Annotated in this window: 25 protein-coding genes; 12 read left to right on the forward strand and 13 right to left on the reverse strand. The window is 37.3% G+C overall.

Annotation, left to right across the window (positions count from 1 at the left end; translation table 11 throughout):
* Window positions 1–53: 53 nt before the first annotated feature.
* From APB85_RS13455 to APB85_RS13505, 11 genes are all read right to left on the reverse strand, one after another.
* Window positions 54–3,182 carry an efflux RND transporter permease subunit gene (locus APB85_RS13455; RefSeq protein ID WP_057481945.1) on the reverse strand — a complete coding sequence of 1,043 codons (3,129 nt, stop codon included), beginning with the start codon at window positions 3,180–3,182 and terminating at the stop codon, window positions 54–56.
* A gap of 5 nt (window positions 3,183–3,187) precedes the next feature.
* Complete coding sequence (locus APB85_RS13460; RefSeq protein WP_057481946.1) at window positions 3,188–4,399, reverse strand: efflux RND transporter periplasmic adaptor subunit; 1,212 nt, start codon at window positions 4,397–4,399, stop codon at window positions 3,188–3,190.
* 18 nt (window positions 4,400–4,417) lie between these two features.
* Window positions 4,418–5,803, reverse strand: a complete 1,386-nt coding sequence (locus APB85_RS13465; protein WP_057481947.1) for an efflux transporter outer membrane subunit — start codon at window positions 5,801–5,803, stop codon at window positions 4,418–4,420.
* A 361-nt stretch (window positions 5,804–6,164) separates the two neighbouring features.
* Window positions 6,165–8,333: a TonB-dependent receptor gene (locus APB85_RS13470; RefSeq protein WP_057481948.1), complete on the reverse strand. Its 2,169-nt coding sequence runs from the start codon at window positions 8,331–8,333 to the stop codon at window positions 6,165–6,167.
* Window positions 8,334–8,431: 98 nt separating this feature from the next.
* On the reverse strand, window positions 8,432–8,692 hold the full coding sequence (locus tag APB85_RS13475) for a DUF6660 family protein (RefSeq protein ID WP_057481949.1): 261 nt from the start codon (window positions 8,690–8,692) through the stop codon (window positions 8,432–8,434).
* A 110-nt stretch (window positions 8,693–8,802) separates the two neighbouring features.
* Window positions 8,803–9,507: a TVP38/TMEM64 family protein gene (locus APB85_RS13480; RefSeq protein WP_057481950.1), complete on the reverse strand. Its 705-nt coding sequence runs from the start codon at window positions 9,505–9,507 to the stop codon at window positions 8,803–8,805.
* Window positions 9,508–9,511: 4 nt separating this feature from the next.
* The gene (locus APB85_RS13485; protein WP_063870586.1) at window positions 9,512–10,369 is read right to left on the reverse strand and encodes an SdiA-regulated domain-containing protein; all 858 of its coding nucleotides are present in this window, start codon (window positions 10,367–10,369) and stop codon (window positions 9,512–9,514) included.
* A gap of 20 nt (window positions 10,370–10,389) precedes the next feature.
* Entirely contained in the window at window positions 10,390–10,833 is a 444-nt protein-coding gene (locus APB85_RS13490) for a PepSY-like domain-containing protein (RefSeq protein WP_057481952.1), read from the reverse strand.
* A gap of 98 nt (window positions 10,834–10,931) precedes the next feature.
* Entirely contained in the window at window positions 10,932–12,200 is a 1,269-nt protein-coding gene (locus APB85_RS13495) for a sensor histidine kinase (protein WP_057481953.1), read from the reverse strand.
* Window positions 12,197–12,874 carry a response regulator transcription factor gene (locus tag APB85_RS13500; protein WP_057481954.1) on the reverse strand — a complete coding sequence of 226 codons (678 nt, stop codon included), beginning with the start codon at window positions 12,872–12,874 and terminating at the stop codon, window positions 12,197–12,199. Before APB85_RS13500 ends, APB85_RS13495 begins: the two co-directional genes overlap by 4 nt.
* A 111-nt stretch (window positions 12,875–12,985) precedes the next feature.
* Window positions 12,986–14,188: a porin gene (locus APB85_RS13505; protein WP_057482323.1), complete on the reverse strand. Its 1,203-nt coding sequence runs from the start codon at window positions 14,186–14,188 to the stop codon at window positions 12,986–12,988.
* A gap of 208 nt (window positions 14,189–14,396) precedes the next feature.
* Here APB85_RS13505 and APB85_RS13510 point away from each other — a divergent pair, with 208 nt between their 5' ends.
* The gene (locus tag APB85_RS13510) at window positions 14,397–14,825 is read left to right on the forward strand and encodes a PepSY-like domain-containing protein (protein WP_057481955.1); all 429 of its coding nucleotides are present in this window, start codon (window positions 14,397–14,399) and stop codon (window positions 14,823–14,825) included.
* A gap of 95 nt (window positions 14,826–14,920) precedes the next feature.
* On the opposite strand, the gene APB85_RS13515 is transcribed toward APB85_RS13510, so the two are convergent.
* Complete coding sequence (locus APB85_RS13515; protein ID WP_057481956.1) at window positions 14,921–15,361, reverse strand: universal stress protein; 441 nt, start codon at window positions 15,359–15,361, stop codon at window positions 14,921–14,923.
* A gap of 409 nt (window positions 15,362–15,770) precedes the next feature.
* Between APB85_RS13515 and APB85_RS13520 the strand changes: the two genes are divergently transcribed.
* The 8 genes from APB85_RS13520 (at window position 15,771) to APB85_RS17520 (ending at window position 21,459) form a co-directional block, all read left to right on the forward strand.
* Window positions 15,771–16,517, forward strand: a complete 747-nt coding sequence (locus APB85_RS13520; protein ID WP_057481957.1) for a LytR/AlgR family response regulator transcription factor — start codon at window positions 15,771–15,773, stop codon at window positions 16,515–16,517.
* Between the two features lie 115 nt (window positions 16,518–16,632).
* Window positions 16,633–17,394: a hypothetical protein gene (locus APB85_RS13525; RefSeq protein ID WP_057481958.1), complete on the forward strand. Its 762-nt coding sequence runs from the start codon at window positions 16,633–16,635 to the stop codon at window positions 17,392–17,394.
* Window positions 17,395–17,408: 14 nt separating this feature from the next.
* On the forward strand, window positions 17,409–17,819 hold the full coding sequence (locus APB85_RS13530) for a hypothetical protein (RefSeq protein WP_057481959.1): 411 nt from the start codon (window positions 17,409–17,411) through the stop codon (window positions 17,817–17,819).
* A gap of 16 nt (window positions 17,820–17,835) precedes the next feature.
* The gene (locus tag APB85_RS13535) at window positions 17,836–18,354 is read left to right on the forward strand and encodes a nuclear transport factor 2-like protein (protein WP_057481960.1); all 519 of its coding nucleotides are present in this window, start codon (window positions 17,836–17,838) and stop codon (window positions 18,352–18,354) included.
* 31 nt (window positions 18,355–18,385) lie between these two features.
* On the forward strand, window positions 18,386–19,330 hold the full coding sequence (locus APB85_RS13540) for an NAD-dependent epimerase/dehydratase family protein (RefSeq protein ID WP_308429987.1): 945 nt from the start codon (window positions 18,386–18,388) through the stop codon (window positions 19,328–19,330).
* A gap of 29 nt (window positions 19,331–19,359) precedes the next feature.
* Entirely contained in the window at window positions 19,360–20,142 is a 783-nt protein-coding gene (locus tag APB85_RS13545; RefSeq protein WP_057481961.1) for a hypothetical protein, read from the forward strand.
* A 34-nt stretch (window positions 20,143–20,176) separates the two neighbouring features.
* On the forward strand, window positions 20,177–20,581 hold the full coding sequence (locus tag APB85_RS13550; protein WP_057481962.1) for a RidA family protein: 405 nt from the start codon (window positions 20,177–20,179) through the stop codon (window positions 20,579–20,581).
* Window positions 20,582–20,601: 20 nt separating this feature from the next.
* The gene (locus APB85_RS17520; protein WP_229792180.1) at window positions 20,602–21,459 is read left to right on the forward strand and encodes a nuclear transport factor 2 family protein; all 858 of its coding nucleotides are present in this window, start codon (window positions 20,602–20,604) and stop codon (window positions 21,457–21,459) included.
* A gap of 153 nt (window positions 21,460–21,612) precedes the next feature.
* Here APB85_RS17520 and APB85_RS13560 read toward each other — a convergent pair whose 3' ends face one another.
* Window positions 21,613–22,506, reverse strand: a complete 894-nt coding sequence (locus tag APB85_RS13560; RefSeq protein ID WP_057481963.1) for a DUF808 domain-containing protein — start codon at window positions 22,504–22,506, stop codon at window positions 21,613–21,615.
* A 201-nt stretch (window positions 22,507–22,707) separates the two neighbouring features.
* On the opposite strand from APB85_RS13560, the gene APB85_RS13565 reads away from it, so the two are divergent.
* The 3 genes from APB85_RS13565 (at window position 22,708) to APB85_RS13575 (ending at window position 25,423) form a co-directional block, all read left to right on the forward strand.
* Window positions 22,708–23,343, forward strand: a complete 636-nt coding sequence (locus tag APB85_RS13565; protein WP_057481964.1) for a hypothetical protein — start codon at window positions 22,708–22,710, stop codon at window positions 23,341–23,343.
* A gap of 206 nt (window positions 23,344–23,549) precedes the next feature.
* Window positions 23,550–24,734 carry a PepSY-associated TM helix domain-containing protein gene (locus tag APB85_RS13570; protein WP_057481965.1) on the forward strand — a complete coding sequence of 395 codons (1,185 nt, stop codon included), beginning with the start codon at window positions 23,550–23,552 and terminating at the stop codon, window positions 24,732–24,734.
* Window positions 24,735–24,973: 239 nt separating this feature from the next.
* Window positions 24,974–25,423, forward strand: a complete 450-nt coding sequence (locus APB85_RS13575; protein ID WP_057481966.1) for a pyridoxamine 5'-phosphate oxidase family protein — start codon at window positions 24,974–24,976, stop codon at window positions 25,421–25,423.
* Window positions 25,424–25,680 lie beyond the last annotated feature (257 nt).

A 25,680-nucleotide genomic window follows, 5' to 3' on the forward strand; every position in this document is an offset into this window, starting at 1 on the left:
CTACTATATATCATTCAATAATATTGAGCAAAGACAAAATGATTTAAAGTTATTTATGCTTTTGTTACTTCTGCTTTTCGCTTTACGATTCGGCCTTCCTTAATTAGCAGGCTAACATCTTCTAAAACAAGGTAAAGGCAGGGAACAATTACCAGGATAATTGAGGTTGCAAAAACGATCCCAAAGCCTAGTGAAATAGCCATAGGAATGAGGTATTCTGCCTGGCTGGACGTTTCCAGTATAATTGGGGTAAGCCCTCCAAATGTAGTTAATGTAGTAAGCATAATCGGCCGGAAACGCCTTAATCCGGCTTCATGAATAGCTTCATAAACAGATGAGGTTTCTCGTTGTTTATTAGCATAATCGATCATGATCAAAGAATCATTTACCACCACTCCAGATAGAGCTATAACGCCCATTAAACTAACCACCGAAAGATCATACCCCAGTAGAATATGTCCTATTACGGCTCCAACAATCCCAAATGGAATTGCAGAAAGTACAATAATAGGTTGTGAATAACTGCTAAAGGCAATAGCTAAAAGCGCGTAAATGATTAGCATGGCCATAGAAAAACCACTCCAAAGAGAGTTGGTAGATTCACGCATATCTGCCTGGCTACCTTCAAAGCTCCAGGTAAGCCCGGGATAATCCGCCCTAAGCTGCGGTAAAACTTCATTCTGAACCGAAGCTAAAACCTGGGTCACCGCATTAGCTGGTTCTACGTCCATTCCTACATTTACCACTCTACGGCCATCACGCCTATTTATGCTGGTGAATGCTTCTCGCTGCTCCACTTCTACCACATCCAGCAGCGGAACTTCTACGCCGTTGGGAGTACGAACAAGAAAGCTTTCCAGATTATCAATATCCCTTCTTTCTTCCAAAGGAAGTTTTACGCGTACTTCAATTTCGTTAGTACTTCTAAGCTGCCGCATAGCAAGAGCTCCAAAAAAGGCATCCCGAACCTGCCTGCCTACTTCGTTAGACGTTAAGCCAAGATTTCTCCCTTCTGGCAAAAGTTTGAAATCGTACTGTATTTTTCCTTTATCATAATTATCGTTGAGGTCTCGGGTATTTTCGAAAGCTTCCATTTGTTCCAGAAAAGTCTTACTTGCTTTCTCCAATACATTAATATCGGCGTGACTAAGATCTACGCTAATATCCTGTTGGTAACCTCCGGGGCCACGTTCAGCTTCAAAAGTGATCTGGTCTACTCCTGCTATATCCCCAATATTATCCCGCCATAGCGCAATAAGCTCACGTGCAGACATATCCCTTTCATCGGGAGGAAGCATTACAATTTCCACATCAATAAAATTCTGTCCTCGTACGTTGGTTTTCACCCCTTCTGCTACTTCGTAAAGGTTATGTTCCTCAAACATCCTACGAGTAGATTCGGTTATTTCTTCGGCTACCCGGGCAGCCTGTTCGGGAGTGGTACTTACCGGTAGTCTTACCCCTGCTTCTATCTCATCGGCTGCCACCTCGGGCATCATAATCATTCCCATATGATCGCTATAACCATAGCCTCCAACGATTAAAAGGAGCGCTATTGCCGCACTTAAAGTGATATAACGATATTTGAGACAAAGGTCCAGTAAGGGTCGGTAATATTTATCGATAATCCGTTCATAACCTTTAGCAAAAGATTCCTGTAATTTTTCTAGCCTGGCGGTCCATCCCTTTGTTTTCTTCTCTTTAAGATGACCAAGGTGTGAGGGAAGGATAAATAGGGCTTCTAGAAGTGAAACAGCTAAAATAACGATCACCACGGCCGGTAGGGGCCACCAGAATTTTCCTGTTTCCCCTGGCATAAAAAGCAGGGGCACAAAAGCAATAATTGTGGTGAGAATACTAAAGATAACCGGTTTGGAAACATCTTTGGTTCCCGCAATGGCCGCATCTATCGCACTTAATCCTTTTTGCCTGTATTCGTGAATGTTTTCTCCTACCACAATAGCATCATCTACCACAATACCCAAAACCACCAGGAAACCAAACATGGAGATCATATTAATACTAAGCCCAAAAAGCGGGAGAAATATAATCCCACCAATAAAAGAAATAGCCATCCCCATCATCACCCAAAATGCCAGGCGATATTCAAGAAACAATGCAAGGATTACCAGGACGATCACTATAGCCATAATTCCGTTTTCGGTAAGCAGGGATAACCTCTCACGGTAATCTTCAGCACTATTACTGTCTATACGGAATTGAACTCCGGGAGGTAGCTGAAAATCTTCCATGATCTCAAGAACAGTTTCTTCAATATCCAGTGGAGATTGATCCCCAATGCGGTAAATACTAAGATCTACAGAAGGGCTTTGATTGAATTGCCCGTGGAACCCGGTCTCTTCGAAACCATCTGTAATGGTAGCAATATCCTGCAGGCTAACTCGTGCGCCCGAAGGTGAAGAAACTATGGTAATATTTCCAAATTCTTTTGCCCATTGTTTGCGTTCCTTCATTCGCAGTAAAATTTCACCCGAATGCGTTTCTACTGCGCCCGCCGGAACATCTTCACTGGATTGGGCTACAATATTAGCCACCTGCCCCAGCGTTAGGTTATATTGTCTAAGATTGTGCCTTGGAATTTCAATATGCGTCACATAATCTGGTACATTCCCTATCTCTACCTGTGTAATCTGCGGATCGCCGAGTAGACGATTCCGAAGTCTTTCTGCTAAGATCCGTAGCGTCCAGATGTCGCTTTCACCGTAAATAGCTATTTCCATAACATCCCGTTGGCGAGCCTGGAGGTTTACCTGTGGGCGCTCAATATCATCGGGGAAGGTTTGGATACGCCTTACTCCCTGGTCTATATCCTGAAAAGCCTGCATCCTATCTGTACCGGCAACCAATTCAATAAGTATGTTTCCTGAACCTTCATTAGCGGTAGAAGTGATCTCTTTTATTCCCTGAATGCCACGAATAGCTTCCTCTACCGGAAGTAAAATTCCCTGTTCCACTTCGGCAGGAGCGGCTCCCGGATAAACCACATTTACTTCTACATAATCCAGCTGAAACTGGGGAAATACTTCCTTCTGAATATTAAACATGGTCCAGATCCCACCACCTATTAAAATGATCATTAACAGGTTTGCAGCGATAGAGTTTCTGGCCATAAAGGCTATAGCTCCTTCCTTCCGTACTTTTTTATCCTCCGGCTTCTCCATGGCTATTATTCGTCTATATTTTGTTGCTGGGTATCATTGTTTTTAGAAGACGTTTCTGGTGCTTTTGTTCTCAGTTTAGCTCCTTCAGAAACCACACTTAGATTGGTAGTAATTATATTTTCTCCCTGTTCAAGTCCCTTACTAATGTATGCGTATTTAGCATCTGTTAGAATAATCTCCACTTCCCTGATAGACAATTCCCCGTCCTCATTTACCCAAACTGTCTGGTTAGTTCTTAGGTAATCACGATTCAACCGCACCACGTTCTCGATTTCCCGAGCCTGTACTTCTGCCTCAACAAAACCTCCTATTATAAGTTCTCGTTGAATATTGGTAGTATCTTCTCGCGCCAGCGGATCATTTACTCTTACAAGCACACGCGCAAGTCTTGTTTGGTCATCTAATGCTCCTACTTGTTTATCCAGATAACCTATTCGATAGATATCTTTTGGCCAACCAGAATTTCTAATCTGTACTGTAGATCCTTTCTCTTCACCAGACTTTGGAAAAGATAACCATTGGAGTTTATCTACAGGAACTGTAAGGTTAACCCAATATTGTTCGCTACCCACTAACCGACCCAGCTGGTCGCCGGGGGTGACTTGTGATCCTACGGTCACATTCTGACTTAAAATGTGGGCATCAAAAGGCGCTCTTATTGTGGTTCGTGATAATTCCAGTTCAGCCTGTGCTACCGCCGCTTCAGCAGCCTTTACCCGGGCTTTTATGGCATCTAATTGTGGTTGGCGAAGTACAAGGGAACGTTGATTTGCTGAAAGAGAGTCTACACCGGCTAATTCCAGGTCCTGTTCTGCCACTTCCTGTCGTCCCATTTCCATATTTAGATCGGTTTTAGCCTGTAAAAGATCGCTTTTTCGTAACTCCAGGGTATTTCTAAAATCTGAAGGATCAATCTGCAATAATACAGCCCCTTTTTTAACAAAACCACCTGGAATAAATTCCGGAGACCTGCAAATTACCTGGCCACTCACCTGCGGACTCAGCATCACATCCTCAACCGGTTGAACCGTACCGGTAGCTTCAATAACAGGCTTAAAATCTCCCTGTTCAGCTTTTACAACATCTATGAGCATAGCTGTTTTTTTCGTAGCACCTTCAGAACTTGCCGTAGGTTCGGTAGAAAAAATAAAATAAGTAACGATAACTGCGAGAAGCAGGATACCGAAACAGATAATCAATATTTTTTTTGTGCTCATATTTGCCTTTCTCTTTATTTAAAATTCTTCGGAATCTGTTCGTTCTGTTTCAAATCCACCGGCAAGGGTGCGGTATAAAGTGATTCTATGCTCCAGGAGCGTTTGCCGGGCCTCCAGAATATCTCTTTGTAACTGCTGCTCCTGGTCTAGCGAAAGGAGTACGTCCAGATATTCGCTAAGGCCGTTTAGAAATTCTATTCTTAATTGTTTATTCGTTTTTTGGGCCAAATCCAGCCTGCGTTTCAGAACCTCAATTCTTTCTTTCTGTTTTTGTTCCTGGATAAGTGCATCTTCTACTTCTCTAAATGAATTCAGCACCGTTTGCCCGTATAAAAAGAGTTGTTGATTTTTTAAAGCCTCGGTACGATCAACTTCTGCCCTATTGCGACCGCCGTATAATAAAGGAGCTACAAGATTTCCGGCCAGGGTATATGCCCAGTCCTGGAAGAGGTTGCCATAATTATTAGATCTGGATTGGGCGATTATATCAAATGAGATACGAGGATATTTATTTCTTATGGCCACGGCCATTTCCCGGTCTGCCGCCAGGACCTGGTTGTACGCCTGCTTAACATCTGGACGCCGCCTAATAAGCTCCAGCGGAAGTCCGGTCTCGGGAAGAGGAGGTAATTCTGGTAGGTTGCTTTCCGCACTAATAGATAAATTTTGCGGAGGACGTCCCAGCAGCACCGCCAATTGATTTTTTTGAAGTCGCAATTGGGTTTCAAAGAAAATCTTTTGATCTCGTGTACTCTCCAATAACTGCTGCTGGCGCAAAATGTCTACTGCTCGAATTTGTCCGCTTGTAAATCTTGCGCGAATAAGTCTTATAATTTCTTCATTGGTTTCAATTTGGCGGTTGGTTAAACCCAGTTGCTTTTTAAGGGTTAATAGCTGAAACCAGGTGGCACTTATTTCTGCTGAAAGAGTCATAGCTGCAGCCTGATAGTCATAGAAAGAGGCTTCTGCTCTAAATTCTTCGGCTTCTATGCCGGCACGTATTCTTCCCCATAAATCTACTTCATAAGCGGCGGCAAGCCCTGCCTGAAAGTTTTCTCCACCCGCAAAATCAGGTTCAGGACGGCTTACGGCACTTCTGGCAACCAGTTCAATATCTGGCCACAAAGAAGATTTTTCCCGCCGTAAAATGGCCTGTGCTGCCATAAATTGTTCCCAGGTGGCGGCAAGGTTGAGATTTTCTGTAAGAGCACTATCAATTAAATTATTTAGTTCAGGATCGTTAAATGAAGTCCACCATTTTTCGGGGATGGCTTCAGTCCCGGTAAAGGAAAAATCTTCAACTTGCTCAATAGGTGCTTCTACATTTTGGAGCTTTGGAGCGCAGCTAAATACACAAAAGCCTACCACGGCCAGCCATAAAAGGAATGGTGACCGAAAAGCCAATAAACCGGCTTTAGCTTTAATTAATAATTGAGTTAAAATAATACCTACTTCAATAGAAGCAGTTGCTATTGTGACAGATAGGATGTCGCTTTAGTTTCTTCTGCTCCAGGTTCGTAATTCTTTAAACACAGCTTCTTCTAAGTTACTATTTTTTTGGAAGTTAGCAACCAGGGCTTTATTTCAAAGAAAAATTATGTTTTGTAAGTATCAAAAAACAACTCATTATTCGAAACCTAATAACCAAGGCTTTAGCACTATTTTATAAAGAATTTTTAAAAGTAATGAGATAGGTTGCTATATGGTATAAAACAAAAACGGAGCCTGTAAAAGCTCCGTTCTCATTATTAAATCAATTAAAAATTTAGAAAAACAATTTTATTCCTCCGTTTACCACAAAACCATCTACAGGAGCATAAATATCCCTGAATTGTGGATTGGAAATAGAACCTGTATAAATAGAATCAAAACGAGTTTGACGGGTGTCGGTAAAGTTTTCAAAATTCAGGAAAATCGAAAAATCTTCCCATAATTTTTCCATCATCAAACCAAAAATCCAATAGTCCTGTCCCGTAGCACCACTGCTTAACTGCTGCGGACTAAAATAATAACCTTCCAGACCAATTTTTAGCTTTTCGTGCAGTTCATACATCAATACGTTATTTAAGCGATGTTTGGAAACTAAAGGCATTTCAAAAGTATTCCCGTTTTCTGTACGATTTACATCGGCAAATGTATAGCCAGTGAATAATTTAAAATCTTTATATCCAAATTTTAAATTCGCTTCTATTCCCTTACTTTCAATAAATCCATCGGGTTGTAGGTATTCAAAAATTCCTTCAGAAGTATTTTCGAGAATTATGGGCTTATCGATTTTTGTATAGAAGAAAAGTGTATTGCTCGTAAATTCTATGGTTTCAAAAAGCTCTGTACGGTAATTAATATCAAAATTTCCGCCAATAGAATTTTCAGCTTCGGTAGAACTCACATCAATAGGCATTACATTCCTAAATTGAAGTCGCTCGGCATCTTCAGTAAATACAGAAGGAGTTTTGTAGCCCATTCCGCCCCCAATCCTGGTGGTTATGGCATCACTAATAGTGAACATCGCTGAAATTCTGGGTAATACAAACCATCCATATTCATTCTGATAATCGGTTCTAAGGCCTGTTTCCAGCTGAAACCAATCGGTAGCTGTCCAGTTGTTCTGTATAAAAGCTCCATAAGTAAGATGTTCATAATCCACAACGGGCGCATCGGTAAGCACATCTTGTTCAAAGCGATCTACCCATAAATTTAAACCCCCAACCCATTCCATTTTATCAGTTCCGAAGACTACGGAAGCCTCATTATAGGAAGCAAATTGGTTTCCAGCAAAAATGTAATCTCCGGTTTCTATTTCCCGATCAAAAAAGCTAAAACTATTTTTTAGATTAAAACGATTATTGTCATTCCAGGAATGTTCAAAACCCGATTGCAAGGTAGTTCTCGCGGTATTATTCCTTTCAAAAAAGGGATCTTCAACTTCTTCTCCTTCCAAGTAATCTATATTTCCACCGGTACGTTCTTCTACAGTAGTGTTTACCCCAATATCTAGCTTAGTATCTTCTGTAAATTCATAAAAAATCCTGGGATTTATAGTATAACGATTGTATTCAGGAATGGCAGTCAAACCAATATCTGCGGGATCGTATGGCGAACCAATATTATAGGACGCAAAGACGGTTGTACCTAGCTTTCCGTAGGTATCAGAATAAAATCCGCTTAAATCCAATCCTAAAGCAGAAGTCGCATTCAACATAAAATTGAGCTCTCTTTCTTCTCCCGGGGTTTTAGAAATAAGATTCACCAGGCCGGCTATAGCGCCTCCACCATAAAGTGTAGAAGAGGAACCTTTAATCACCTCAACTTGTTGCAAGTCTAGCGGAACAATTTGCAGCAAACTAAGGCCTCCTGAAAATCCGGAGTATAAAGGATAGCCGTCTTTTAGCAACTGGGTATATTTCCCGTCTAAACCTTGAATTCTAATACTTGAATTACCCGAAATCGCAGAAGTTTGTTGTGTTTGAATTCCGGTAGTCTCATTGAGCAACATCCTGATATCGCCGGGTTTCATATTCCCTTTTTCGGTAAGCTCCTCTCCAGAGATCACTTCTACGCGAGTCGGTAAATCGGCTATGCTGCGCCTGGATCGGGTAGATTGAATAATCACTTCATCCATCTCTTCCCCGCCGGGTTGAAGAAAAATTTCGAGAGTGTCTTGAGTTGTCCTCGGGAAATTCAGGGTAACTTCTTCTATAGAAAAGCCCACAAAACTGAAAACGATCTTTTGTGTTCCGTCTGGGATTCCGCTTAAAGTTACTTCTCCGTCAATATTTGCTGTAGCTCCAATATTAGTACCCGCCACAACGGCATTTGCACCAAGTAAAGGCATATTGTCTTCAGCATTTTTAATTACTGCGTCCAGGGAATTTTGAGCCACAGCATTAAACGCGATCAGGAAGATCGCAAGTTTAAATAAGATCTTAATCATTTTAAAAATTTAGGTTATTATAGAATTTCTGTTCTTAAGAAATAATAACCTGTTTTGGCGGTTGCCAAACCCTCTCGGCGTATTCTGCTTCTACACTTTTAAATGAAAGTCCGAATATTTGAGAATACTATGGGCTGTGGCTCTGAGACAGTTACAACCTCTTCCGCGCCGGGAATAAAGCCGGTACAAGTGCCGCAGTTAATAAATGGAGAACATAAACCACATTCCTTATTTTCCTGGTCGTTTTCATGTTCAGCTATTTTTTCTACAGCAGTAGGCTCGCAATTATCGTCTATACAACAAGGGTATAACGAAATAAGCAAACAAAAAATTCCTAAAATAACCACCAGGACTTTCATACTGCAAAAGTATGGATTTTAAGAAAAGAAAAATGGGCTTTATAAAGTGAATTTATTTTAAATGTAGAACTGGCTCTCCCCGCTTCGTATTCTCTAATTTCAACAATTTTTCACCCTTTCCGTTTCCGTTTATCCCAATAAACATATAGGATAAAAAGCGCCAAACTGACCAGGGAACCCCATAACAAACCTGACTTCAGTTGTTCGGTACTATCTCCAATTATGGCGATAAAAATAGTAAGCGGTGCTATTCCTACCAGGGTTGCACCTATAAATTTCCAGTAACCTATTTTTAAAATTCCGCCAACAAAACTAATCGCGTCATTACTTAAAAATGGGTTTATTCTTGTAACAATCACCGCCCAGAAACCATAATCATCTAAAAAATCGCTTATTTTATTCTCGGTTTTTGGTCCCAGAAGTTTTTGAACGATCACCGGACCAAAATAGCGACCAATAAAATATCCCACGGAAGAAGCACAAAATATGGCTACAAAAACAATTAAACTACCACCAACGGGACCATAGGCTAATATTGAAACTATCATTAATGCTATTGAAGGGATGACCAAAAGAAACATTTGGGCAATCATAGCTATTATGAGTACCAGTGGGCCTATCCAACCAAAATCTGAAACCCAGGCTTCTATTTTTTGTTTGTCGTTACTGGTTAGAACTTCCCAGGCTTTATTGAAAAACTCATTTAAAGAAGGCACAAAAAAGTAACCTCCTACCAGAACCACAATTACAATTAAAGAAAATATTAAAGGTGCTTTACTCTTTTTTACGCTGGCATTCTCTACTTTTTCTTGCATAGAATTATTTAAAAATTACTTCCAGGATATTTGCTTTCCCACCTTTGCCTTCATTAGAAATAAATATTCTTCCATTTTTACTAAAGGTAAGCCCTTCAGCCTGCGCAAAATCATCTTCACGCAGCGCATAGCGTTTCTTCAGCTTCATATCACTATCGGCAATTACTAATTGCGGAGCCCTACCATCCAGAATATAAAAACTGTTATTCACGGGATGTATAGCCAGAGCAGAAGGCTCTAACTTTTTATGGAGCTTGGTCTTTCTGTCCTTTAGCAAGCTATCTTCCATATATAGGCGGTAACCAGGTTTTTTCTGTAATTCTTTACGGTTTAATGAAAACTGGTAAATACCCTTGTAAGTATCGTCTTTGGGTTCTTTATCTTTTATTGCCAGTAACAAACGCTCATTACTTTTATCCCAGGCCAGACTCTCCAGGTTTTGATCTTCAGTTAAAAAATTGCTATAAGATTTTGTTTTCGGGTTATTAGATAAGTAATCTCTAACTTCAAAAATTTCCCCATCACTTCTAAGAATGTAGGCGGTATTTTCTACAATACGTATATCTTCATAATCTCCCGGGCCGGCAAATTTTATTTTTTGTTCCAGCCTTGAAGTCTCCAGGTTGAAGATAAAAATGACCCCATCTTCATCCTGGATACAGGCAAGTTTATTGGCTCCTATCCAATCTATCCCAGATACTTCATCGAGCACTTCAGGTAACTGCCACTTTGTAACAATTTCATATTCTACTGGCTTGTCCTGAAGTTCATCTATGGTTACAAACTCGTTATAACCAAAGAGTATTATACCTGCAAGACTTAGTACTCCTACTACGATTAAAGTTGCTATTTTATTTACCATTTTCATTCTATTTTTGATAATTACCAGGTAGTGATTTCAGTAGTAACCTGCCCGGATTCTTCAAAAATAATCTTGTTATCATTAGGCTCTGCATCAAACTCAACCTGGTAATAACTTGTTTCTGAAATTTGAATTAGCTCAATTTCATCAATATTTGTCTTATCATAATCTGCAGTAATGGAGGCCTGAACTGCTTCTGGAAGTGCTTCATAAGAAATATCGTATTTATACTTTAAAATTGTCCCATCTGAACTTAAAATAGCTTCGTAATCTACTTTTTCAATTTCAAATTCTGCTTCATATAAATCGGCTTTTTTCTCCCATTCCACGCCGGTGGCGTTAGAGAACTGTTCTGTAAACCCATTGAGCACAACAGATGGAATATCAGCATTTCGAATATCATCATCTTCACAAGCGGTAAAAACCATAGCCATAGCCAGGACCAAAAAAACTGTCTTTTTCATCTTTATTGTTTTTTAATTTTAAACAAAGGTGAAATACAAAACTGGAATAAACCTGGAATTTTTAAGCAGAAGTGTTCTTTTCAAAGGATCCCCGAACTTTATTTGGGAAAATTTAGCTGAAAATTGTGTTTATCACTATAGAAATATTTAAGCTGCAAATTATATTTTTTGGCAATGGTTTGCGCTATAGCTAATCCAATGCCGTTGGAATTTTTAGAGCCTGAATTTTTCTGGAATCGGGAAAATACTTTATCAGAATCCAGCGAAGCCTGATTAGAAGAATTGCTGATGCTGAAGCTATTTTCAGAAATTAAAATTTCAATAGCGCTCTCCTTTTGCCCGTGAACTATCGCATTTTTAAGCAAATTAGAAAGTAAAATTTTTGCAAGCCCTCTATTCATCGTGTGTTTTAATACTGAAGTACTTTCAATATTAATTTTAATGCTTTTATGAGCAGCCAGATCTTCATAATCCCGCTTTAATTCTTCAATTAAATCATTAAAAACCACATCTTCTTCATCGGGAAATTGCTGATTTTCTATCTTAGAAAGTAAGAGTAAAGAATTATTCATTCGGGTTAATCCTTCCAAATTATTGAGGACCGAAGCTACTAATTCTATTTGTTGATTATTGAGATCTTCATTCTCTACAAGCAATTCCAGTTTATTGATACTAATCGCTAAAGGAGTCTGTAATTCGTGTGCCGCATTTTCAATAAATTGTTTCTGACTATTGTAACTTGAAACAGATTTTTCAAGCATTTGTTCTATGCGCGTATTGAGTAAATTAAACTCTTCAATATTTGAGGAAACCGTATTGATTTTTTGATCTTTTTCCAGCCTAAAATTTTTAAGTTGCTGCAGTAGTCCATAAAAAGGATTCCATATTTTTTTAAGGATTAGGTTATTAAGCAGCACGATGCTTAAAATCAAACCTACGTAAAGTAAAACTAGAGAAAACAACAAGTCCTCTATCAAATCGTCTTCCTCTACCATAGAGGTAATGATTTTCAGTTTGTAGAATTCATCGTCTTTTTTAAACACGGTTTCCAGTAATCTAACGGGCTCATAATCCTTTTCATTTTGCATGTACATAAGCGTATCCCGATAAGAATCCCGGAAATTCATCGCCACTTTATTGCTAATTGGCCTAATTGTATAACTGCCGTCTTCAAAATTTAAACGCTGAATAATTTCAGGATCACTTTTAGCTCGGTTAATAACCAGCATCTTCTGGTTATCTAGCCCATCATCAAGACTATCATAGATCTCATCTAACATTTCCAGATAAAAAATTACGGCCCATATTCCAAGAAGTACTAGTAATATGGCAGCAAAATAACTGGTAGTATAATTTAATAATTTCATCTTTCTACCAATTTATAGCCAATCCCGTAAACCGCTTTAATTTCTATATCGGCATCAGCAGCTTTTAGTTTTTTACGGAGATTTTTAATTTGGGAATAGATGAATTCAAAACTATCGGCCTGGTCTATATGATCGCCCCAAACGTGTTCCGCCAAGGCTGATTTATTAACCAGCCTGTTTTGATTTGAAGTAAAAAACAATAGTATTTCAAACTCCTTTCGGTTTAGATTAAGGGGTTTTTCATCTATACTAACTTCGTGCTCATCAAGATTTATAGAGAGGTTGCCAATGGTAATTTTATTATTTCCTTTAAATTGCCGCCTTCTAAGTACTGCTTTTACGCGGGCATTCAATTCAGACATGTGAAAGGGTTTCGCCAAATAATCGTCGGCACCAAGGTTGAGTCCTTCAAGTTTATCGTCCAGAGAATTCCTCGCTGAAACAATAATTACCCCATCTTCTATATTATTTTTTTTGAGATCCTCTAAGAGACTAAATCCGCTTCCATCTTTTAGATTGATATCCAGTAAAATGCAATCGTAGGAATACACCCCTATTTTATTTTGAGCTTCATATACACTATCGGCAGTTTCTACTACAAAATTCTCCTTCTCCAGAAAATCTTTCATATTCTGTAGCATATCCAGCTCATCTTCAATAATTAAAATTTTCATATGCTTAAGTCATTAACCAGTTTCCCCAGGAAAAATAAAAAGTATCAAACTGCTTTTAAAACCTCTTCCACGCCTGAATAGTTATGCCAAAAGCTCTAAAAAGATTAATTATTATAGATGGAAATCTATTTGCAGCCTGTACATAATATGGTTCATTTCGGGTTCTGGATTATCGTTAAAACTTATATCTGTTTGCACTTTCAGCTTGTGATTTGATATATATTTAGAAACTCCGAGTGTATATTGATTTTGATTTGGAAACCGAGAGCCCGCAATATCCTCCTGAACATTAGTAAATCTTCCAACAAATTCAATATTATTATCTAATAAATAACCTCCCTGCAGATTAATAGAATTCCCTGTATTTACAATTGCCCCGGTAGGCATTCCATCTTCTTCTCTTGCAATAGGGTTTTCTGCATCTCTATGAGCAAATTCTCCAAGTATTGATAAGGCTTTATACTTAAACATAAAATCGGCGAAGAAAGTTGAAATATCGGTTTGATGAAATCCATTTTCAGTAAACATATATTCTCCCATATTAGACCGCGTCTTTACTGCATCATCATTATAATCATAGGTAACCCCAACAGATAATTTAGGAGTCTGATACCTTTCTAATGCAGCTTCCCGATAATCTTTAAATTCCCCAAATGGTAAAACTTCTAAACGACCGGTATACTGATGTCCTCCCAAGTTACCTGTCACTACATTTCTTCCTTCCCCCTGGGAGAGCGCAAAGATTTCTTTCAATATTACACTCCCCCCAAGATTAGTTTTATGATGCAACTGTATTCCAAGATCCCGGTCTATATTAAAGCGACTATTTAATAGGGATCTGTCCACTAATTGAAGGTCGCCTGAAGAAACCACACGCTCACGGTTCCCGGGTAATTTTGCCTGTCCTGCCCATAAAACAAAATTTTCATAAAAATTCCATTTTAAAACAGCGTCAAAGATATACATAGGAGCGCCTTCGGTAAATTCTGATGCCCCGGCAATATCGCGGTTAGACAAGCCCAACTCTATTTTATACTCTAATTTTGGAGAGTAAGCAAAACCACCAAATTTTAGCCTGGCACGGCGAATTAAAATATTTGAACTTTCAGATTCAAAACCTTCAAATTCAGAATCTCTCCAATCGGTTGCATATAAAGCTTGAAAACGAGCTCCAAACTTGATACTGAAGGAACTATCTTTTGCTACCGAATTAATTATCCCATTCCCAAAAGTACTCTCTGTAATATCCTGGGCACTACCCTGGAAGCCAGCTGCTAGCAAAAAGAAAATAAGAAAGAAATATTGAATTTTCATTAATTTTTTAATCGGTTTAATGATTTGAAACATATAAAAAACTGGAATAAATTATAAATTTCAAATTTGACACTTTTTTATCAATTCTCCATATAGAACAAATATGAATAACAAAACTGGAGAAAAATGGGAATTTTTTTCCAGATCTTTTCCTAATTCTTTCCAGTTTTGGATGTTTATTTCGCATAGAATTTAAAAAACGATTTTTATGAAAAAAGTAATTTTATCAGGATTTTTCGCATTGTGTGCCTTTGGAATGTTTGCACAAGCAGATACAAAGAATTTACCAGCTACCGCTAAGGATTTTATTCAACAGAATTTTTCTTCAAATACTGTGGAAGGGGTTGAAGAAAATAGCAAATGGCAAATCTGGGCAGACGATAAATATGAAGTAAAACTCTCTAACGGAATAGAGTTAGACTTTGACGAGAACGGAAATATAATCGAAATAGACAGTCAAAAAGATGCTATCCCAATGTCGGCATTACCTTCAGCTATCGCTACTTACTTAAAGGAAAATTATCCAGATTCTCAAGTAATTGGATGGGAGAAAGAAAAAAAGAGCCAGGAAGTTGAATTATTAGACGGCACAGAGCTGGAATTTGACGGACAGGGAAATTTTAGAAAAATAGATTAAGATCTTCCTAAACTGAGATTTTATTTAACGCCTATCTTAATTCAAAACGCCCTCAAAAAATGATTTATTTTTTGAGGGCGTTTTACTTTATTAGATTATATTAAAGGAATTGCCAATAACGGAATTTTTAAGTCGTCTATAAGGTCCTTTTTCTTGTTTGCTGCAAAAAGGCCATAAAGCAGATTTTTCTTTTTATGTCCTGCTACAACGAGGTCTATATTACGTTCATCTACAATTTTTTTAATTGATTTAGCAACCTCGCCACTAATTACAAGTCCCTCGATATCTATGCTATACTTTTCCTTTACTTCTTCCACCCATTTTTGTATCTCCACACTGGCGTTCTTACGTTCTTTAGCTCTTTTCTCATAAACATATTGTGGTCCTGCTTCGCGCGCTAAAAAATCATCGGGATCTGCCTCGGTAACGTGCATGATCCAAATTTTTGCATCGGTAAGTTTTGCGATGTTTATGGCGTGCGTCATTAGCTGTTCTGCATCCTGCCGTCTGTCTATAGCTACAAGTAAGTTCTTCATAGATTGAGATTTTGTTAATTAAAATTAAGTAAAAGATATGCATTTATCAACCAAACTCTAACTTTTATAATAATCATTCTTTCAAGATAAACTCAATCGTGTTTGCGAACCTCAAAAAAATCCTAAACAAAACCTTAAACTCAAACTTATAAGTATTTAAAACATAATCATTTATGCGAAGATCATTTTAGAATAACACTTATACTAAGAGAAATTTTCATTAAATTAGTAGGATTAGAATCCTTTTGTAAGAAGTTTATTTATAAGGTATTCTATGTTCTGTTCTGCCCTGAGGACTTTTTTAATCTACACAATGAGTTTTCCAAAATGGAAAACTTCCCCCCAATCCAATTTTTAAAACATAATATCTCTCATAAGACGCTTATGAGGAATTAAATACAAATTCCCAATGGCCCAACCAGTGCAGATATTAATAGTTGAGGATGAAATGATTATTGCGGCAAACATTTCGCTGCAACTAACAGAGATGGGCTATGAAGTTTCAGGTATTATCCCACGGGGTGAAGATGCTTTGACGCATATAAAGAATAACCTTCCCGATATTGTTTTACTTGATATTCAGCTAAAAGGGGAACTTGATGGAATTGAAACTGCTCACAAAATGTTGGAAATTCAGAGCAACCTGGCTATTATTTATCTTACTGCCAACGCTGATGAAGCCAATTTTAACAGGGCTAAATCAACCCATCCTTATGCTTTTATCTCCAAACCATTTAAGAAACTAGATTTACAGCGAAGTATTGAGCTAACCATAAGTCAGCTACAATGTAATATAGCGATTGAGAAAAATGGCTCTAAAACAGAAAACTCAACCTTTATTTTAAAGGAATGTCTATTTATACGCCACCAGGAAACTATGGTGAAAGTAGATATTAAAGCCATTAGGTATATAGAAGCCGATCGTAACTATTGCCGGATATTTTCTACCGAAAAAGAATATCTTTTAGTTACAACCCTAAAAGAAATGGATAAAAAATTGCCACAAAGGCATTTTTTCAGAATCCATAGATCCTACATTATCAACCTCTCCAGGATAGACGAAATAGCCGGAACACACGTGGTTATTGCTAAAAAAGCAATTCCCATGGCTAAAGGCATGCGACCGGAACTTTTAAAAAAGCTACAAACTATTTAGCCTTCGATAAAAATAATGTCGATTGGGACATTATTTAAGACCGTTCATCCTAATTCATTTGTTTTCAGAATATTACTTAGGTAAGTTGTAGTATAATATTTAAAATCAGAGAATTATGAAAACTGTAAAACTTATCAGCCTGCTCCTCACAATTGTATTATTGCAAACCACCAACCTCTTTGCTCAGAATACCAATCAGGCTTTCTGGGTACATGAAGACCAGGTAAAACCTTCTATGCTAAAAGAATATGAAGCGGTTACCAAGGATTTTATTAAAGCCTGCGAGGAACACGATCTTAAAGATGCAGACTGGGCCACAGCCCGTATTGATGGCGGAACCTATTTAACGATTGCTCCTATTAATAGTATGGCCGATTTTGACAAAAATCCCATGGCGCCTTTAGCGGAAAAAATGGGAGAAGAAAACTTCAGGGCTATATTTAATCGATTTGATAAATGCTACGATACGCATCGCAATTATATGGTGCATTTAATAGACGATATGTCTTATATGCCCAATGGCCTTACTACCAATACAGAGGGAGAAAATTACAGGAAATGGCATTTCTTTTACGTAACACCACAAAATGTTGCTAACCTTAGAAACAAAATGAAGGAAGTAAAATCTCTTTACGAAGAAAAAGGGGCTAAACAACATTTCAGAATTTATCGCAATGGTTTTGGAAGTACAGGAGATTATTACCTCGTGGTAATTTCAGCAAAAGATGCGCAATCCTATGCCAAAACTTCTGAAGAAACAGATAAACTGCTGGGAGAAGAGGGCGAAAAATTGTTTGAAGACCTCATGCAATATGTACATAAATATGAATCTAAAACAGGCAGTATGCGCCCAGATTTAGCATATACCGCAAATTAATTAAAAGAGCAGCTATGAAAACTTTACACCTCTATTTCATCTCATTACTTATTGGCTTGTTTACTTCAAACTATTTGATTGGCCAGGAGAATATTGATCAGGATTTGGTAAAACAGTTATATGAAGTTTTGCAAAATAAAAATGCTACGTCAAATGAAATTAAAGCTATAACAAACAATATAGACTGGGATGAGATAGAAAGTGTAAAGAGAACAAACTACAATATTACGCTTAACGGGATTATAGAAAATAAATGGCAAAACATTCTATTTAAGAATCTCAATTTTGATTTATCAGATAAAAATAAGGTTTTGGTAACCGGAATAGTGAAGGGTCGCAAAGCATCAGAATGTGAATACATCTATACGAGATTTAAACACTCCTGGTCTTTAAAGAATGGTAAAATAATAGGTTTCCTAGAATAATTAAAAATATAAAGTCATGAAAGAGTTAATGTCATTAGGAGTTGCAATAGTCATATTTATAGCTTTTAACCAGCAACAAACACGCTACACCCAGCAATCACCCGAAATAGAGACTTACAAACAAGTACTCAAAGATTATGAAAACAGGAATTGGGAAGCTATGATAGCACATTATAGTGATACCGCTAAAATAATGAACAATGTAACGGAAGAAGAAGGAAAAAACCTGACGCAATTCTTAGCTGAAAACAAGAAAGATGCGTCTCAATTTTCTAGCTGGGATTTTGTAGACGATGCTTCAGAATATGAAATGATCGTGAACGATAAGGGCGAAACCTGGGTGAACTTTTGGGGACTTTGGGAGGGTACTTTTAAAACGAATAATAAAGTATATCAAATTCCCACTCATATAACAGCCCAGTTTGTTAACGGGAAAATTGTAAGAGAATTTGGTTACTGGGATATTTCCAAAATAATAAAGGATACCCAGCAGGCAGATGAATTAAGTTCTTCAGAAGAAAGAACAGGGAATTAACTGTTAATACAGTAACCACTTATTAAAAGCTATGATGATGAAAACGGTAGGAATTATAGGCGGTTCGGGCTTTATTGGAAGCTATATAACCAGGAAGTTTTTGGAAGAAGGCTACGAGGTAAAAGTCTCGGTAACCAATATCCATAAGAGCGAGAAATATCAGCATCTTTTTGATCGTCAAAATTCAGAAAACCTCAACATCAGCGCCTTTAAGTTGGAAGATCTGGATCCCTTAAAAGATTTTATAAAAGATTGCGAGATCGTAATTCATAGTGGTACTCCCTTTCAACTTGATGTAAAAGACCCACAAACTGAACTTTTTGATCCTACTATAAAAGGAACCCAAAATTTTCTTGAAGCAATAAGCGAAGATTCGAATATTGAAAAAGTAGTTTTTATTGCATCTGTTGCAGCCTGGAATACCAATTTCCCTATGCCGGCGGGTGGCAAAAGCTTTTCCGATACTTTTGATGAAAAAGAGGATAGGTACACTAGTGAAGATAGCCATCCGTACTCTCAAGCCAAATTTATTGCCAACCAGATCGTTGAGAAATTCATTGCAGATAATCCAGAACTTCCATTTGAAATTTGTTCTGTTTCGCCCGTAATGGTGATGGGCAAATCTTTATCTAATAGGGAAGACTCCACCTCTACCGGTTTGCAATTTCTTATAAAAAACAAATTAGCGCCAGATGATTTTATTCAAAGGCTCTACGATAATAATGTTCCTTTTGCAGTGGTAGATGTTGAAGACGTGGCAAATGCCACCTACCAGGCGGCCACGAAAAAGGGCTTGCACTGCAAAGATTACCTTTTAACGAGTGAAACCTATAAAGTATGGGATATTCATCAAATGTTGAATCATAAAGAACCCAAAGAAAAAGCTCAAATCGTCTATAAAAACGATCTCGCAAAAACCGATTTAGGAATTCAGTTCAGGCCTGTAAGAGAAACCCTGGAGAGTTACTCTAAATGAGATCTTATCGAATTAAAAATATATTAATCATGAAAAAGTTCCTAATAATTATGGCGTTGATGCTGGTTAGCAATACCGGAATAGCCCAGGACAAACTTTATTTGATTTTCGAATTTATGAAAGTAGATAATGAGCAGGAACAAGCCTATATGGAAACCGAGGCATTCTGGGAAAAAATTCACGTAGAACGGGTTAAAAACGGAGATATTCTGGGTTGGGATCTTTGGAGCTTAAAGCCCGGTGGCGAAGATCAGGGCTATCAATACCTAACCGTAAGTATCTATAACGATCCCCTAAAAATGATGAGTAATGCCGGGAATTTTGAAGCCGCTTTAAACGCAGCTTATCCAGACATGCCAGAAGATGAACTAAATGAAAAATTCTATAACACCGCAAAATCAAGAGACCTGGCAAAGCGTATATATCTCGAACAAATAGCGGTTACCAAAGGTGATTTTGATATGCCCCTGGGAACAGTTGCAGCAATTAATTTAATGAAAGTTTCACAGGAAAATTACAGCATTTTTGAGCAAAATGAATCAGAACTTTTTCAGCCCATGCATCAAAAAGAAGTGGATGATGGCTTCAGAGCAAATTGGGATTTATTGCGTTATATGCTGCCTTCGGGAAGTGATGTTTATGCAACCCATATCACCGTGGATATGTATAAGAATTACGAACAACTTTTTAGCTCCTGGGCTAACCAGAGACCGGCTTTATCTGAAGAACAAATGGGAAAAATTCAGGAAGCCCTGACGATGCGTGATTTAAAATATAGATATATGGCTACGCTTCGAAGAAAGGTGCGGTAAAATGAATATATCTTTTATTCAATGAAGTTTAATTATGGAAAAGTCAAACCAAAAGCCTGAGTATTTTTTGCTCAGGCCAGAAGTAGAAAAATCCTATGGCTATTCACATGCCGTAAAAATTGGAAATAGTATAAAAATTTCCGGTGCCGTGAGTATGGATAACGAAGGGAATCCTACCGCTGTAGGAGATTTTGAACAACAAATGAAAAACTGTTATTCCGATTTGGAGAAAGTGCTGAAACATTATAACTCCAGCTTTGAGGATGTGGTTGTAGAAAACATATTTACCACCAATATGCCGAAATTTCTGGAATTTGCAGGCTATAGGAGCGAAATTTACAAAACGCATTTCCCCACCGGATCCTGGCTTGGCGTAAAAGAACTGGCGCTCCCCGAATTTTTGATTGAAATAGAACTGGAAGTTCATTTAGAACAATAAAAACTTTAAAAAATTAAATCATGAAAATTCTTAAAAACAAGGCCGTTTTGTTAATAGCATTTTTAGTGACCATTACCACTTTTAGCCAGGAATACGAGGAAAGTCAAAAAATAAATTATAAAACCGGCAACCCGGCTAATTGGCCCGCTAACCTGGACGCCGTGAGAGCCGCACCCAATAACCATAAAATCTTATTGGAGAATGACCAGGTAAGGGTACTTGAAGTTTATTTGGCTCCAGAAGAAAAAGAACCGCTTCACCATCACAAATGGCCTAGCGTTTTATACATTCAGGAAGCCGGTGATTTTGTTGATTATGATAGCAGCGATAAAGTTATTTTTGATACCCAAAAACTTCCAGAACCATTAAGCTTTCCGCTCACCATGGCCAAAGAACCGGAAGCACCGCATTCTGTCGTGAATCTTAGCAAGACAAAGCCAATAAGACTCATTCGTGTAGAGATGAAACCTGAAAATAACAACCAAAATATAAGAATTATTGATGGCCTTTATAAAGCTTTTGCCGAAGGTGATATTCCTTCTGTCATGGAAGCGATGGATAAAGAAATTATATGGAACGAAGCCGAAGGTAATGCTTATGCCGATGGTAATCCATATATAGGTCCGGAAGCTATTTTAAACGGAGTATTTGCAAGAGTTGGAGCTGAACACGAATATTTTAAACTTGAAGACATCGAACTACATGAAATGAGCAATAATAAAGTATTAGCTACTTTGCGCTATGATGCTAAATTTAAAGAAACCGGTAAAACTTATAACGCACAAGTTGCTCACCTATGGACTTTAAAAGATGGAAAAATTAGTGCCTTCCAGCAATATGTAGATACCAAAAAATTAAATGATGCGATGGGTAACTAGTAAGCTATATCTAGGTAAGGTCACGAGACATTTAGAGTGGTAAAAATATTTAGATTTCGAGGTATCCAATGATTATAGAGTAGAAAATCAAAAAAGCCTATTTACTTTATTTCATTCGATATTAAATACCAGAAAAGCAATTTATATAAATTATTACTGGCCGGAATTAGTGGAAAATTGCTTATAAATTTTAACAGCAGAATTTATAACTAGGAAAACAATAAAACCAACTACCAGACCTGTTAATAGTTCCAGAATAATACCGGGAACCGGTATACTTTCTATAAAATCGTGATAAAAATGTAAATTATGTACAAAAATACCTCCGGAAACTAAAAGTAAAGCGATAGTTCCAATAATAGACAATCCTTTAATCACCTTGGGTAATGCATTCACCAGGAAGTGCCCAACTTTATCTGAAAAACTATTCTCTTCATCATTTAAATTGATAAGCTTCGCGCCAAATTCGTCCATTCTCACGATTAAAGCAACAATTCCATAAACTCCAACAGTGGCCACAATGGCGATAATTGTAACTACCAATATTTTGGTTAGCAAAACTTCTTCCCCAACAGCACCAAGCGCAATTATGATAATCTCTACAGAAAGTATAAAATCGGTTAAAATCGCCGACTTTATCTTTTCCTTCTCCCTACTTAAGACTTCTTCTTCAGAAAGTTTTTCTAGTTTAGGTTTTTCCTTTTTGTGCTTATGCGGAAAAAGGTATTCATGAATTTTTTCAGCCCCTTCATAAGCCAGGTAGAGTCCGCCAATAATTAATATAATAGTAATAGCAGCAGGCAAAAATGCACTTAGCAGAAAAGCCAGCGGCAAAATAATTAGCTTGTTTAAAAAAGACCCCTTAGTAATTGCCCAAAGAACCGGCAATTCCCTGGAAGACATAAACCCTGATGCTTTTTCGGCGTTAACGGCGAGATCATCTCCCAGCAAACCGGCAGTTTTCTTTCCTGCCACTTTACTCATTACCGCTACATCGTCCATTAAGGTTGCTATATCATCTAAAAGGGCAAAAATTCCTGAAGCCATAGTTTTTTATTTAAAGAGCCAAGATAAGTGTAATTGCTAAACTGAAATTAAAATAATTTCGTAAAATTTCTTCCAAATTAGCATAACTACTACTTTAGATGCTACATCCTTTTTGCAACTTTTATAAATTTTCTACGTCATTATTAAAAACAAGGTTCTACTACTCTAAAATTTCAGCATAAAATCATATAACAAATGCTTATGTCTAAACTCGTGTTTTTCTCCAGCCTCTTAGTAATAGCTATCCTCTCTTATCTAATTTCATCTTTTGAATTTCTTTTAATAGCAATTATTGCGCTCACTTTTATCTTCCTGGTATTTGCCGGGTTAATCCATCTTTTAAAAAAGCTAAATGCGAAATACTTCAAAATCCCATCATTAATTTTAGTGATTTGCATCTTTGGTATAGGTGTTTCTCTCTTTAGACCTTATGAAAAAGCTGTGACCGAAACAGGAACGCTAAGTGAAAAACTAAAATATGCTTACGAAACTGATCAAAAAGATAGAAAGCAACTCAGGTCATTTCTCACCTACTTTAGTGATTTAGAAAATAGAGATGATATAAGATTAGCCCAAGTAAAGGAACTTCGGAGAGAAGACACGATTAGAAAAGCTTTAGATAAATTCTATGCTGGTTTTATATATCACCACAGCGATAACAGTAGCGACTATAAAATAGCTTCCAAACTGGCATCGGAGGCTGCCGAAAGTGCTTCGCTAAAAGATAATTATCAGGTGCAATGGTTAAGAAAAGCAACGTATGATCGTTACTTACTATCTATAGGGAAACAAGAAAAGTACAACACTCAAAATAGTTTTAGTATTGATTTTGAATAAATTAAATAGGACCAAGCATTTAAACTCATCACTCCAAATTCCTGAAACATATTCATTATTTAAATAAATTCTAAATAAAATTTGTGCTTTTAGCAGTAAGATTTTATTTTCGCTTTATGTTTATTTAGACCTATTACAAATAAAATTCTTAAAAAGGTCTAATAGAAAAATAAATATCTGGCTCTGGCCAGGTTTAAATATTGGCGATGGGAAAGAATAAACCAACTAAGAAGTTCAGGAAGTATATACGCACAGTACATTTATATTTAGGGCTGGCTACGGGCTTAGTTGTATTTATTGTATCCATTACCGGTTGCTTATGGGTGTTTCAGGAAGAAATTAAAGCCTTAACATCTAATGTTCCAGAAGTTGTCCCTCAAAATAATCCAGAGATAGATCCCCTGGAAGTAAAAAATATAGCGCAAAATGTTTTTCCCGGAAAACACGTTCATGGAACATTATACCAGGGAGGCACCAGCCCAATAGAAGTAATCTTTTATGAAGAAAAACCAGAGTTCTACAAATCGGTTTTTGTACATCCGTGGAGCGGCGAAATTTTACATATAGAAGATCATCTTTCAGGATTTTTTCACTTTGTTTTAGATGGGCATATGCATTTGTGGCTACCAGCAGAAATAGGTAGTGAGATCGTTGCCTGGAGCACATTTATATTCTTTCTAATGCTAGTTTCGGGCATTATTTTATGGTGGCCCAAAAACAAAAAAGTCAGGAAGCAACGTACCTGGTTTCAATGGAAAGAAAGCACTAAATGGAAACGAAAAAATTATGACCTTCATCAAATTATAGGTTTTTATGCTAGTTTTATCGCAGTGATATTCATTTTCACGGGACTAATAATGACTTTTGACAGTTTTGCTGCGGGCTTTTATAAAACCATTGGCGGAGAAAAAGAAGTAGTATTTTCTGTTCCTGAAAACCCGGCGGGAAGTTTTAAAAGTACAGGGGATGGGAATGAACCTATTAGGCAATTAATGCCTTTTCTAAAAGATAAATTTCCCGATGCTAAAGATTATGAAATTCACTATCCTTATGATGAAAACCATAGTATTTACGTAGAAGTAAGTAATAGTGACGGAATCTACTATGATTCAGATTATAGATTTTATGACCAAAACGATCTGGCTGAAGTTCCCTCTGAAACTATTTACGGTGTTTACAAAGAAGCCGGTGTAGCCGAAAAAATACTAAGAATGAATTATGATATTCACGTTGGTGCCATCGCGGGATTACCGGGTAAGATTCTTGCTTTTCTAATTAGCCTACTTTGCAGCTCACTTCCGATTACCGGCTTCCTGGTCTGGTATGGAAAGAAGGTAAAAGCCAAAACTCCTAAAAGAAAAGATAGAAGAGCACTCGCTACTTCCAATTAAAAAATCCGGTTTTTATAGCTTCTATTTTTCAAACTTCAACGCCTAAAATTTCGATTATCAAATAAACTAATTCGGAGCATGCTCACGCAACATTATCATGGAAAAATATAATTTGATTTCGAGGCAAGCCTCGGTGTATTCAATCTCGATTATCGAGTAAAATAAATTTTGATGATACTTGTCATATTTTATTTAGAGATAGCGAGTTAACTTACAGGGTCTTTTTAAGTTCAAGCATTATGGAAACCATGACCTCGACCGATAGTACTCAAATCCTTGCCGAAAATTATATTGGGAGGCTGGGATATTTCTCTAGAGAAAGAGTAGAAATTATTCCTATAACTTATTATTTTGACCCAGAACATAACAGTGTTTTGAGTTATTCGGGACAGGGAAATAAAATTGAAGCGATGCGTAAAAACCCCTTGGTTTCCTTTCAGGTAGATGAAATTACTAATTTAGAGAAATGGAAATCGGTTCTTATATATGGCAGGTTTGAAGAATTAACCGGAATCGATGCCAAACACATGCTTCGTATATTTTCTCAAGGAGTGAAAAAAGTGATCAAAAATAAAGAACACTCCTACCCTGATTTTATACAGAATTTTTCCAGCAAAGAAGAAAGCTCTGATACTCCAATAGTTTTTCGTATTAATATAGATGAGCTTGCAGGGCGAGAAAGAGTGTAGACGGCCTGGAAAAATACCCATCGTAATAAACAGCATTTGTTTTCACACTCAATTAGAAGCCAGGGTTAAAGCTATATCATACTACAACTCGGTGACCATATAAGATCCTCATATTAGATATCCTACTAAAACTTAAGATTCTATATTCGTTTAAAATCTATCTTATAATAGTTTTATAAGTCAGATTTTAAGACTTGTAATCCCTTAGATTCATTTCCAATAGTTTTTGCCTAATCACTATAGTTATTTAGTATAAA

Source organism: Salegentibacter mishustinae (assembly GCF_002900095.1).
Taxonomy (GTDB): Bacteria; Bacteroidota; Bacteroidia; order Flavobacteriales; family Flavobacteriaceae; genus Salegentibacter; species Salegentibacter mishustinae.